This window comes from Psychroserpens sp. (assembly GCF_036960315.1).
Classification (GTDB): domain Bacteria; phylum Bacteroidota; class Bacteroidia; order Flavobacteriales; family Flavobacteriaceae; genus Psychroserpens.
The window spans coordinates 12,182-24,093 of record NZ_JBALVR010000004.1 but is presented as its reverse complement, the minus strand read 5'-3'; the positions used below and the strand labels follow the sequence as shown (position 1 = coordinate 24,093).

General features: G+C 33.9%; 14 protein-coding genes. 6 read left to right on the top strand and 8 right to left on the bottom strand.

What is annotated here, in order from left to right:
• The first annotated feature begins 55 nt into the window (after nt 1-55).
• Both V7719_RS08095 and V7719_RS08090 read left to right on the top strand, forming a co-directional pair.
• Nucleotides 56-1,264, top strand: coding sequence for a hypothetical protein (locus V7719_RS08095; RefSeq protein ID WP_335729385.1), 1,209 nt, complete (start codon nt 56-58; stop codon nt 1,262-1,264).
• Nucleotides 1,265-1,342: 78 nt separating this feature from the next.
• Nucleotides 1,343-2,413, top strand: coding sequence for an alkene reductase (locus V7719_RS08090; protein WP_335729384.1), 1,071 nt, complete (start codon nt 1,343-1,345; stop codon nt 2,411-2,413).
• A gap of 171 nt (nt 2,414-2,584) precedes the next feature.
• Here V7719_RS08090 and V7719_RS08085 read toward each other — a convergent pair whose 3' ends face one another.
• From V7719_RS08085 to V7719_RS08050, 8 genes are all read right to left on the bottom strand, one after another.
• Nucleotides 2,585-2,860, bottom strand: coding sequence for an ATP-dependent Clp protease adaptor ClpS (locus V7719_RS08085; protein ID WP_335729383.1), 276 nt, complete (start codon nt 2,858-2,860; stop codon nt 2,585-2,587).
• 62 nt (nt 2,861-2,922) lie between these two features.
• Nucleotides 2,923-3,759, bottom strand: a complete 837-nt coding sequence (gene prmA, locus V7719_RS08080; RefSeq protein WP_335729382.1) for a 50S ribosomal protein L11 methyltransferase — start codon at nt 3,757-3,759, stop codon at nt 2,923-2,925.
• Nucleotides 3,760-3,846: 87 nt separating this feature from the next.
• On the bottom strand, nt 3,847-4,647 hold the full coding sequence (locus V7719_RS08075) for a class I SAM-dependent methyltransferase (RefSeq protein ID WP_335729381.1): 801 nt from the start codon (nt 4,645-4,647) through the stop codon (nt 3,847-3,849).
• Entirely contained in the window at nt 4,648-5,397 is a 750-nt protein-coding gene (gene tpiA / locus V7719_RS08070) for a triose-phosphate isomerase (RefSeq protein ID WP_335729380.1), read from the bottom strand.
• A gap of 36 nt (nt 5,398-5,433) precedes the next feature.
• Nucleotides 5,434-5,925, bottom strand: a complete 492-nt coding sequence (locus V7719_RS08065; protein ID WP_335729379.1) for a TlpA family protein disulfide reductase — start codon at nt 5,923-5,925, stop codon at nt 5,434-5,436.
• A 1-nt stretch (nt 5,926) separates the two neighbouring features.
• Nucleotides 5,927-7,003: an ABC transporter permease gene (locus V7719_RS08060; protein WP_335729705.1), complete on the bottom strand. Its 1,077-nt coding sequence runs from the start codon at nt 7,001-7,003 to the stop codon at nt 5,927-5,929.
• Nucleotides 7,004-7,017: 14 nt separating this feature from the next.
• Complete coding sequence (locus V7719_RS08055) at nt 7,018-8,112, bottom strand: BT_3928 family protein (RefSeq protein WP_335729378.1); 1,095 nt, start codon at nt 8,110-8,112, stop codon at nt 7,018-7,020.
• A gap of 11 nt (nt 8,113-8,123) precedes the next feature.
• Entirely contained in the window at nt 8,124-8,663 is a 540-nt protein-coding gene (locus tag V7719_RS08050) for a DUF1599 domain-containing protein (RefSeq protein WP_335729377.1), read from the bottom strand.
• Nucleotides 8,664-8,793: 130 nt separating this feature from the next.
• On the opposite strand from V7719_RS08050, the gene folP reads away from it, so the two are divergent.
• Genes folP through V7719_RS08030 form a run of 4 tightly spaced genes read left to right on the top strand, consistent with a single transcriptional unit; the run spans nt 8,794 to nt 11,900 of the window.
• Nucleotides 8,794-9,564: a dihydropteroate synthase gene (gene folP / locus V7719_RS08045; RefSeq protein WP_335729704.1), complete on the top strand. Its 771-nt coding sequence runs from the start codon at nt 8,794-8,796 to the stop codon at nt 9,562-9,564.
• Complete coding sequence (locus V7719_RS08040; protein WP_335729376.1) at nt 9,564-10,283, top strand: hypothetical protein; 720 nt, start codon at nt 9,564-9,566, stop codon at nt 10,281-10,283. Before folP ends, V7719_RS08040 begins: the two co-directional genes overlap by 1 nt.
• Before the next feature lie 36 nt (nt 10,284-10,319).
• Nucleotides 10,320-11,102, top strand: a complete 783-nt coding sequence (gene cdaA / locus V7719_RS08035) for a diadenylate cyclase CdaA (RefSeq protein ID WP_335729375.1) — start codon at nt 10,320-10,322, stop codon at nt 11,100-11,102.
• Entirely contained in the window at nt 11,103-11,900 is a 798-nt protein-coding gene (locus V7719_RS08030; RefSeq protein ID WP_335729374.1) for a DUF3667 domain-containing protein, read from the top strand.
• The last annotated feature ends 12 nt before the right edge of the window (nt 11,901-11,912 follow it).

The following is an 11,912-nucleotide window of genomic DNA, read 5'->3' as shown; positions in this document are numbered from 1 at the left end:
GGGTTAATAGCAATAGTTTTCGGTATTGCGCTTTTAAATTATATCATCAATGAAAATGCAAAAAACAGTATTTCAACTTTTTACTTTTATCATTCTATTTGTGCAATACAATATGTTTGCTCAAGAGAAAGATCAAAAAATAACACATGATTTCGAGCTTGAAGTAGAAGCCGAATATCGTTATTTTACAAATGATGCGCTTTTCGAAGGGCAAAAAGATAATTTCCCATCAATTGCATTTAAACCTGAATATTCTGCCGAATGGAATAAAGGCTATGAAAGCATAAACTTTTCAGGCTTTTTTAGGTTAGATGTAGATGACGAACGCACACATTGGGATATAAGAGAATTGTATTACCAAAAGGCAAAAAATAAATGGGAATTAAGTCTAGGTCTCAAAAAAGTATATTGGGGAGTCACTGAGAGTAATCATTTAGTAGACATTATCAACCAAACAGATGCTGTTGAGTCTTTTGATGGCGAGGACAAGTTAGGACAACCAATGGTCCAATTTACATATACTACAGACAACTATGGTAATTTTGATTTTTTCTACTTGCCCTATCATAGAAAACGAACTTTTTCTGGTAAAAAAGGACGATTACGTTTTCCAACAATTATAGATAAGGACGATTTAACCTATGAAAGTGGTGCAAACGAATGGCGACAAGACCTGGCCTTTCGATGGAGCCACTATATTGGTGCTTTCGATATTGGTGTGTCACATTTTTATGGTAATGGTAGAGAGCCATTATTTACCTTTGATACATTAGGAAATATAAACGCTTTTTATCCTGTAATTAATCAAACAGGAATAGATATACAAGCCACGCATAATGCATTTCTTTGGAAATTTGAATCTATTTATAGAACTGCCAAAGCACAAGATATCTTTGCTTTTGTTGCTGGCTTAGAATACACCTTTAGCAATATTGATGGCAATGGTTTAGACATTGGCGTTTTAGGCGAATATCTCTATGACGATCGCGACGAGCTTGCCCTTAATGCCCTACAAAACGACATGTTTTTTGGAAGCAGAATTGCTTTTAACGACATCCAAGATACTTCTATATTAATAGGCGGTATAGCAGATTTAGAATCTAGTAGTAAAATTTTCAGTATTGAAGCATCAAGAAGAATAGGAAGTAGCTGGAAAGCCGAATTAGAAGCTAGAATTTTTAGTGGCATTGACACCAATGAATTAATACTAGGAAATTTTAAAGAAGATAGTTTTTTACGATTTTCTGTTTCTAAGTTTTTTTAAAGAAATCAATATCCAAATAATTTTTCACCATAGACTTTACTTAAAGTCAATATTAACTTTTAAAAATAAAATAACTGAATGAATATATTTAATAGCTTTCAACTGGGAAAGTCAACAGAATTAAAAAACAGGATTGTGATGGCTCCGCTAACTCGATGTAGAGCCACTAATAATATCCCAAACCAATTGATGGTAAAATATTACCAACAAAGAGCTAGTGCAGGACTTATTATTAGTGAAGGCACTTCCCCTTCCCTAAACGGATTAGGTTACCCTAGAATCCCTGGTGCTTTTTCAGATGAACAAATTAATGGCTGGAAAACTATAGCTGACGCTGTACATTTAGAAAACGGCAAAATATTTGTACAACTCATGCACACAGGAAGAATTACAGCGAAAGCAAATATGCCTTCAGGAGCAATTACCTTAGCTCCTTCGAGCATTCAAGCAGCTGGTGAGATGTTTACAGAAACTGGGATGGTCGCTCATGAAATGCCAAAAGCAATGACGCTTCAAGAGATTGAAAGTACTCAAAATGAATATGTAAATGCGGCTACTAGGTTGGTAAATGAAGCTGGTATTGATGGTGTAGAATTACACGCTGCAAATGGTTACTTAATGAATCAATTTATCAATCCAAAGTCCAACATAAGAGAAGACCAATATGGAGGATCTATTGAAAACAGAACCAGATTTGTTTTAGAAACTGCTCGGAAAATCGCAAATGAAATTGGATCTGACAAGGTTGGAATTAGAGTTTCCCCATATGGCGCTTACAATGATATGCAGTCTGATTATGAAACATTAGAAAACACTTTTATTTATTTGGCTCAGGAATTAGCCAAAATTGAGATTGCCTATATCCATATTGTAGACCAGAGAGTAGCTTTTGGTGCACCAGATTTCACCACTGACATCAAAAAAACAATCAAAGAAAATTTTAAAGGAAACATAATTTCTGGTGGTGATGTTAATACCACTGAAAAAGCAGAAGCTATTTTAAATAGTGGATTAGACTTAGTTTACGTTGGTAGACCATTTATTTCGAACCCTGATTTTGTTGAAAAAATTCAAAATGAAAAAGAATTGGTAGCTCCAGATATGGATACATTCTATTCTCCAGGAGAAAAAGGGTATACAGATTACTAATAATCTCATATAACATAAAAAAAAAAGCGGTTTGACTAATCTTCAAACCGTTTTTCATTTTATATAGTTATAGTACTGAACAAATAAGTCTTTAACTATCTATATAAATAAGAATCAATTTATCCAATCCAACTTTAGAGAAGCCACTTTATTAAAGTCATCAAAATTCTTTTAAATAATTTCAGCACTTAAACCTGCTTCTAAAAGCATCGTGCATCGCGGCTCTAATTCTTTATACTCACCTGTTTTTACTGTACATAGCCCTTTGTAGTGAACAATTATTGAACATTGTTCTGCCTGTTCAGGTGTGTGGTCGCAAGCATAGATTAACGTATCTATGACATGATCAAAAGTATTGACATCATCATTATAAACAACAATCTCATTTAAAGGCTGTTCTAAGGTGTCGACGAGGACTTCTTCTTTTGCTTTTTCTTTTGTACTCATTATTTGGTGCATCGCAATTTATTTAATGAGGTTGGTAGCCTAACGTTAGATAAATTTAAAGATTATTTTTCAAATTTTAAAGCTACCCAGTTATTTCTTTCTAAAGTTTCAACGTGCTTTAAAGCATATTTATTACACTCGGCTTTGATAATTGGAATATCATCCCTGTAAAATCCGCTCAAGAATAGGGTTCCATTATCATTCAAAGTATTGATATAGGTTTCCATATCATTGATCAGAATATTTCTATTAATATTCGCAATCACGATATCATAATGTCTACCAGGCAATAGATTTGCATCGCCTTCTAAAACGGTAATGTGTTTTCTGTTGTTTCTCTCAACATTTTCAAGACTGTTGAGATAGCACCAGTTATCATAATCTATCGCATCGATAGGCTTAGCGCCTTTCATTTCAGCCAAAATCGCGAGAACACCTGTTCCACAGCCCATATCCAAAACCGATTTATCAGTAAACTCATTTTTTAAGAGGTGTTGAATCATCATATGTGTCGTTTCATGATGACCAGTACCAAAACTCATTTTTGGTTCAATGATTATATCAAACTCTGTGTTTGGTTTCTCATGAAATGGAGCACGAACTGAACATGTATCATCAACAATAATAGGATTAAAATTTTTTTCCCATTCGGTATTCCAATTGGTTTGTTCAATCTCTTCTGAAGTAAACGAAATCTCGAATTCTTCAGAATTTAAAATCTGAATATCATCAAGGATAGTTTCACTGCACTCCTCTTTCTGAATGTATGCCGTGACGCCTTCTTCGGTTTCGACAAAACTCTCAAAACCAGCATAACCTAGCTGAGCAATTAGAATTTCTACAGCTGGTTGAAGTGGTTTCACTTTGAAATAATATCCTAAGTATATGGTGTTTGACATGTAAGCTATTTAGAGAGGCAAAAGATAAGCAATTTTAAAATGCGCTTACAATAACATGAATTTTTATTTGACTCATAAAGCTATCCTTTATATTTTTTTAATAACCCATTTATCTTGATCCAAATAGTCCTCATCTTTTGGCCCTGGAATGTGTTCTAACAACTCAAATTTATCTTTAAATAATTGCCTCATAAATTGAGGGGGTTGATAAGCGACATAAGTCCTATGACCTTCTAATGTATTTCCTTTGACGACTAATGTATTTGCATCATAAAGGACCTGATCAGATTTTGTGAGTTTTATTTTATAATTCTCACCATGAGTCGTTAATATCAAAATTGCGCCAACCTTAGAAATTCTATGCAATTCATTAATCCAATTAAAATGGTTCTCTTCGGAAAGATGAGTAAATATTGATAACCCATAAATCGCATGAAAAAAATCGTCATCGAAATTCGTCGGTGGATTTATCTCATTTTCATAGAAACTGACATCCTTTATGTGTTTCTTATTCCAAGCGATGGTGTTTTTATTATAATCTGTTCCAAACACATTCGTGCTTGGGAACAAATCAGGAAAATGCCTTATAATTCTTGAAGGTCCACATCCCCAATCTAGTATATTTTTACCTTCAAGATCCGTATACTTTTGAAACAGTTCTATAAGATTACGTGCATTTTGTTTACCATTATCTATATAGAATCTATAATTAATATTATGAGATTCGTAAAGCAAATAATCTGGAGGAAAAGCTATATTTGGATTTTCTGATTTAAAATTTTTGTTATCAATGCGGTTCTTATACTTCATGAATTGATAACGCATATTATCCAAGAGTCTAATAGCACCTATGCTTCTTAAAATTTGTTTCGGTATAGCTAAGCCCATTTAAAAAGCATTCACAATAGCATAAAAATCTTCGGCATTTAAAGCTGCTCCTCCAATTAGTCCACCATCAACATCAGGCTTAGAGAAAATTTCTTTAGCATTTCCCGGCTTCACACTTCCTCCGTAAAGAATGGTCATATCATCTGCTACGGTATGTCCATATTTACTTTCTAAAGTCTTTCTTATAAAAGCGTGCATATCTTGAGCTTGCTCTGGACTTGCCGTTTCTCCTGTACCAATTGCCCAAACAGGTTCATACGCCAAAACAATATTTTTGTATGCTGAATCCTCTAAATGAAACAGTGCATTTTTAATCTGGCTTTCTACAACTGCTTCTTCATTACCAGCTTTACGATCTGCCAATTCTTCTCCAAAACAGAATATCACTCGCATATCATTTGCCAAAGCTGCATCTACTTTTTTCGCTAATGATTCGTCAGTCTCATTATAATAGGCACGACGTTCGCTATGACCTAAAATAACAGTATGTACTCCTATACTTTTTAGCATACTGGCATTAACTTCTCCCGTATATGCGCCATTTTCAGCAAAGTGCATATTTTGAGCTACAACTTCTATATCGTCTTGTCTTGTCGCTTCAAAAGCGTGCCATAAATTTGTGAAAGAAGGCGCTATCATCACCTCTGCATCAGATGTTTTAGTTTGCTGTTTCAATTCTGAAATTAAGGTTTCTGTTTGAATCAAACCATTATTCATTTTCCAATTTCCTGCTACAATGTTTTTTCTCATGTGTGTTGTGTTTTTGGTTTCCGAAGAAACTTAAATTTATTTCAAATGTTCTTTTATTTTTGGATCGTTGGCTTTTATCGCTCTAAATAATTTGATGTTTCCTTCTTTATCGACAACCATGTATCGCGGTACCCAATCTAAATCTACAAACTTGCTAAACGCACTGTTCCAGCCTGATGTCATAAAATAATGTTCACCAACAATGCCATATTTCTCAATACCGTTTTTCCAACTCTTTTGAGTTTTGTCCATAGATAAAAACACATAAGCCACCTCATCGTATTCCTTTTGTAAGGCCTTTAAATTAGGCAAACCAACAATACAATCTCTACACCAACTTGCCCAAACATCTATTAAAATCGTTTTCCCTTTATAGGTTTCTAGTATAGACTCAAGACTTACCGATTCCCCTTTCGGATTGATAAATGTATCCTTCAATGCGTCTTCAGAAAAGGCAGTTGGTTCTGGTTGTGCCTCACAGTTTAAAAAGAAAGCTCCAACAAATAAGGTTATAATTATTAGTTTCATTTTATTCTAATTTCACTTTGGGATCAAGCCATCCGTAGATAACATCCACAAAGATATTAATGATAATAAACAATATTGCAATAATTAACACAGAACCCATAATTACAGGTAAATCTAATGTGTTTAACGCGTTAACGATTTCTTTTCCGAGACCATTCCATCCAAAAATATACTCCACAAAAACAGCTCCAGCCAACATCGATGCAAACCATCCTGAAATTGCTGTAACCACTGGATTCAAGGCGTTTTTAATGGCGTGTTTTTTTATAATTTGAAATTCGGTAAGCCCTTTTGCTCTAGCTGTTCTAATGTAATCTTGGTTAAAGACTTCTAATAAAGAGTTTCTCATCAATTGAATGATGACAGCCAACGGACGAATACCTAAAACAATTGCAGGTAATATGAGATTCTTCCATTTGATATTGACCTTTTCACCAAAATCGTCCAGTTCGTATAGACTTCCTGTCATTTCAAGATTGGTATATTTATGAAGTACAAAACCGAATAGCCAAGCAAACAAAATGGCACTAAAAAAAGAAGGCACGCTCATTCCGAGCGTGCTAAAAATTTGAATCGTTTTATCTATCCATTGGTCTTTATACAGTGCTGAAATGATTCCGAAGATAATTCCGAGAATAATAGCGATACAAATTGCTGAAACGGCTAAAACGAATGTATTTGGCAACGTTTCACCTATCACCTGAGATACTTTCTTTCCCTGTTTGGTAAAGGATTCTCTCAAATACGGAAACTTGATCACTGTCGTTGTATTTCCTAAGGTAAACAACTTAGATTCAGTGTATTTTCCTTCGCTTAAAAACGTGTAATCTTCAGGTTTTGAAGAATGAAACGATACAGGCGACAAATCGTTGAGATAATATAAATATTGTATTGAAATGGGTTTGTCAAATCCGTATTTCGCTTTGACGATAGCCACTTGCTCACTGTCTTCATTTTGCCCTAACATCATTTGTGCTGGGTCTCCAGGAAGTACACTAAATAATAAGAAAATTACGGTTACTACACCAAAAAGAGTGAGTAATGCGTAAAAGGCTTTATTTAAAATGTAGTTTAACAGATGTTCATTATTGATTAAAATTCTAAATCTTCAAGATCGTTCCAATGTGCTTTTTGAGTTACTGTACCCTTTTCAAGAACTATGGCTCCCGGATTTGCTCGCACAATCGTCTTTAATACTTTTTCATCACATAGGTAGAAATCAAAATCTAATTTATACGCGTCTCTAATTTCCTTTTTCTTGGGTTCTCCTGATGCCGTTAAACCAATAACAGTGTAGCCCTTTTTTTGAGCTTCTTCTGCCATGGTTTGCAGTTTTTTCATACCATCAGCTTCGGCATTTTCCAAACTGTAAGCGACAATAATAACTAGTTGTTCTTCAGCTAAAAACTGTTGCGTTAAATCTTCATCTTGAGATTCGATAGAAAAGTCCTGAATTTTAGGCACATCACCTTCTTCAATGGTTTTGGTCTCTACACCAATAATCTCATCGTATACTTTTGGTCCGCGACCTCTATCTGTAACTGTTTTTTCTTCACCATTCACTTTATAAGTCCAAATATAATCGGTTACGGCTTTTTGAGCATCTGGAGGTAATTGCATGTTTTCTTGAAGGTTATCTCCAATTTTATAAGCTCTAAAATCGAAAGCTGGCAAATGCATTAACACATAATAACCAAAACCTAAGCAGGCGATAAAACTCAATAATGCTGTAATTGTTAAACCAAATGTACTCAATATAGGCTTGATATGACGTTGTCCAACAAATAGAATGACAATCATAACGAGCAAGATGACATCTTTCCAAAACGATTCCCAAGGCGATAATTTTAAGAAATCACCAAAGCATCCACAATCTTTTACTTTTTCAAAATAGGCTGCATAAAAGGTTAAAAAGGTAAAGAACACGATCATTCCTAATAAACTCCAAACCGTGAATTTAGGTTTATAGCCTATCAATAAAAACACACCTAAAACGACTTCAAAAACCACTACAAATACAGAAATCCCTAATGCATATGGTATCAATGATGGAATATCTAAAACATCATAACTAAAATATTCTTGAAGCTTATAGGAGAATCCTAAAGGGTCATTCAATTTTATAAATCCTGAAAAAATAAATAATCCTCCAACAAGGATTCTACATAGGTTGACTAGTGTTTTCATTTGTTGTTGTTTTATGCTTCACTTAAATGAATCAATGCAAACACCGAATAATTAATCATATCCTGATAGTTGGCATCAATACCTTCGCTTACTAAAGTTTTTCCTGCATTATCTTCAATTTGCTTAACACGCAATAATTTTTGTAAAATCAAATCGGTTAAACTACTCACTCGCATATCTCTCCAAGCCTCACCATAATCATGATTTTTATCCATCATGAGTTGTTTGGTAGTGGCAATATTTTCATCGTAAAGTGCTGTAGCTACGTCCAAAGATAAATCGGGTTGTTCCACCACGCCTTTATCTAATTGCACCAAAGCCATTGTACAATAATTGATGATTCCAATAAACTCACTTACTTCACCTTCATCAACCTTACGCTCATTATTTTGCTGTAAACCTCTTATACGTTGTGCTTTAATATAAATCTGATCAGTTAAAGATGGTAATCTAAGAATTCGCCATGCACTTCCGTAGTCTTTCATTTTATTGATAAAAAGACTTCGGCATTGTGAAATCACATCATCATATTGTTTTGAAGTATCTTGCATTTAAAACATTTAATTTTCCGTAAATTTCGCATAAATTAATCAGATTAAAAAACTTTAACCACACTATATAATTTTGAGTAAAACCATCAATTGTAAAGGGCAATTAATAGATCTTAGCCAACCTAAAGTCATGGGTATTTTAAACGTGACTCCAGATTCATTTTACGACGGTGGACGTTTTAAAAATAAGGCGGCAATTATAATACAAGTCGACACTATGCTAAGCGAAGGCGCTACTTTTATCGACATTGGCGCTTATAGCTCTAAACCTAATGCAGACCATGTCAGCGAATCCGAAGAATTGCAACGCATTGTTCCAATAGTAGAACTCATTATTAAAAATTTCCCTGAAGTAATAATATCCATAGACACCTTTAGAAGTGAAGTTGCTAGACAATGCATCGATGCTGGAGCGTGTTTGATAAATGATATTTCAGCGGGACATTTAGATGAAAATATGCTAAAAACCGTTGCCGATTTAAATGTGCCCTACATTATGATGCATATGAGAGGAACTCCTAAAACCATGCAACAACTAACCGATTATGACGACTTGGTCAAGGATATGCTCTTCTATTATTCTGAGCGTATCGTTAAAGCAAGAGACTTAGGTATCGTCGATATAATTATCGATCCCGGTTTCGGATTTGCAAAAACCATAGAACAGAATTACGAATTACTCAACAAATTAGAGCTATTTAAAATGACTGATTTGCCAATTCTTGCTGGAGTGTCGCGAAAATCTATGATTTACAAAACGCTTGAAAATTCTGCCGATGACGCTCTTAATGGAACCACAGTTCTCAATACGATTGCTTTACAAAAAGGCGCGAGTATTTTGAGAGTACATGATGTTAAGGAAGCCATGGAATGCATCAAACTCACCCAAAAATTACATTAATGAAATACCTATATCTCTCAGTTATCACTCTCCTTTTAGTATCGTGCGGAAATAAGCGTATCCTGCAACTTCCCGAAATTGAAAATGCACCAATTACGGAAATCCACGATGTATCTCATGCCTATTTGTTTTATGATGAAACTAAAGAAGATAGTGTAGAACTCAACCGGAAAAACATTATTAGCACAACCAATTGGCTCGTTAATGTCGACAAAAGATTAACGCTTGCACAAGCCATTCCGAAGATTAAATTTTTGCAAGACAAAAAACGCAATGCCAAAATGCATAAAAACGAATCGGCTAAAAATTATTATACCTGTAATGATACAAGCATTCAGAATTTAGGCTTTTTGGAGTTTACGGATGTGGTTTATAGTATTGATAGAAACAAAAAACCTATTGAAGAAAATTCAAAACCTTTTAATGAGAATGATTTTGAACCAGTTACTAATTTTTCGATAGGTCCAGACATATTCCAAGAAGTTATATTATACTTTGAAAGTAAAAATGAAGTATTTGGACCGCCAACAGTTCTAAGAACTGACCAAATAAAAAAATACTTTGAAACACTTTTAAATGTTGGAATTGCAATCAAGTTAGAAGTATCATTGGTCTTTAATGAAAATTTAAGTTTTCAAGAATACATTACTTTCAAATCTATTATTTCAGAATTAAAATCGGACATTATTTCAATCAACAACAACGAATTCATTTATTAACCAATAATTATTACATTTACGCTAAACACCTTTACCTTGGAAAAATTCAAATTTTGGGATTTTGGAATTATAGACTTTATCGACGTCTTCCTCGTCGCTATTCTTCTTTATTATGTCTATAAGCTAGTCAAAGGTACTGTGGCTGTCAATATTTTTATTGGGATTATTATCATTTACTTGGTTTGGAGAGTTACAGAATTTCTAGACATGTTCATGTTGCATCGCATTTTTGATGGCTTTATCAAGGTTGGAATTATTGCACTTATCGTAGTATTCCAGCCCGAAATACGAAAATTCCTGCTCATGGTTGGATCCACCAACCTAAGTGGCCGTGGTAAGTTTTTCAAGAAGATGAAGTTCTTAAAAACCGAAGCCGAAACTGAAACCGATATTCATGCTTTAGTTGCAGCTTGTGACAAAATGGGGAAATCGAGAACAGGAGCACTTATCGTTTTAGAACGTAATAACAATCTTGATTTCCTAACCAATACCGGTGATGAGATGAACATCAAAGTCACACAACCGATTATCGAAAGTATCTTCTTTAAAAATAGTCCGTTGCACGATGGCGCAATAATTATCGAGAATAATGTGGTAAAAGCGACACGCGTGATTCTTCCTGTGAATAATGAAAAAAGTATTCCGCAACGTTTTGGCTTACGTCATCGCGCAGCAGTTGGTATTACTGAAAAAACAGACGCTGTAGCTATAGTAGTTAGCGAAGAAACTGGGCAAATTTCCTATATAAAAAGCGGCGAATTTGTTATGTTTGAAGACCTAACAGAGCTTACAACCTTACTTTTTAAAGACTTAACATAGATGGATTGTAAAAATTGCAATACTTCTCTAAAAGAAACTATTAATTTTTGTCCGTTATGTGGTGCAAAGCTCATTCGAAACCGACTGACGCTCAAAAATATTTGGAGTGAAATCAATGAGCAATTCATTAGTATTGACAATAAGTTCTTTAAAACGTTTATCCATCTGTTTACAAAACCCGAACTGGTCATTAATGGTTTTATAGATGGTACTCGGAAAAAATATATCAACGTCATTCAATATTTTGCCATCTCATTAACGCTAGTTGGTATTCAAGTATTCTTAATGAATACATTTTTTAGTGAGGATATGGCTACTGCCTTAGATTTTTTCAAACCATTAGAAGAAGCTTCTAAGACGAAAGGCAATACTTTTAGCACATATCCTTTAGGTAGTTTTGAAGAAATTAATAGATATCAAAGTATAATTTACATCATAACGGTTCCGCTTTATACATTAGCAACTTGGCTTGTATACTTGGTTATTAAACCGAAAAAACGTTATAATTTCACAGAACATTTAGTTCTTAACTTGTATTACAATGCTCAAGTAGTCATTATTACTGCGGTAGTTAGTATTTTATTTTTGTGCTTCGGATTTAATTATTTATTAATTTCAAGTTTTGTAACCCTTTTGATATTTATTTATTTCTTTTATGTTTTAAAACGTGTTTTTGAAACGTCATTTTGGGATACAGTATTGCACTTCTTACTTGTAATGATTACGTTTGGAATTATCTTAATTATCGTTTCTGTTATATTAATAATGATAACTATATTAGTTTCCAATGTTATGTAAAGATCAGCTAAC

Bases quoted from the DNA above. Each gene is read 5' to 3' on its own strand.
- V7719_RS08095 (WP_335729385.1), top strand. From the start codon at position 56: ATGCAAAAAACAGTATTTCAACTTTTTACTTTTATCATTCTATTTGTG.
- V7719_RS08090 (WP_335729384.1), top strand. From the start codon at position 1,343: ATGAATATATTTAATAGCTTTCAACTGGGAAAGTCAACAGAATTAAAA.
- V7719_RS08085 (WP_335729383.1), bottom strand. From the start codon at position 2,860: ATGAGTACAAAAGAAAAAGCAAAAGAAGAAGTCCTCGTCGACACCTTA.
- prmA (WP_335729382.1), bottom strand. From the start codon at position 3,759: ATGTCAAACACCATATACTTAGGATATTATTTCAAAGTGAAACCACTT.
- V7719_RS08075 (WP_335729381.1), bottom strand. From the start codon at position 4,647: ATGGGCTTAGCTATACCGAAACAAATTTTAAGAAGCATAGGTGCTATT.
- tpiA (WP_335729380.1), bottom strand. From the start codon at position 5,397: ATGAGAAAAAACATTGTAGCAGGAAATTGGAAAATGAATAATGGTTTG.
- V7719_RS08065 (WP_335729379.1), bottom strand. From the start codon at position 5,925: ATGAAACTAATAATTATAACCTTATTTGTTGGAGCTTTCTTTTTAAAC.
- V7719_RS08055 (WP_335729378.1), bottom strand. From the start codon at position 8,112: ATGAAAACACTAGTCAACCTATGTAGAATCCTTGTTGGAGGATTATTT.
- V7719_RS08050 (WP_335729377.1), bottom strand. From the start codon at position 8,663: ATGCAAGATACTTCAAAACAATATGATGATGTGATTTCACAATGCCGA.
- folP (WP_335729704.1), top strand. From the start codon at position 8,794: ATGGGTATTTTAAACGTGACTCCAGATTCATTTTACGACGGTGGACGT.
- V7719_RS08040 (WP_335729376.1), top strand. From the start codon at position 9,564: ATGAAATACCTATATCTCTCAGTTATCACTCTCCTTTTAGTATCGTGC.
- V7719_RS08030 (WP_335729374.1), top strand. From the start codon at position 11,103: ATGGATTGTAAAAATTGCAATACTTCTCTAAAAGAAACTATTAATTTT.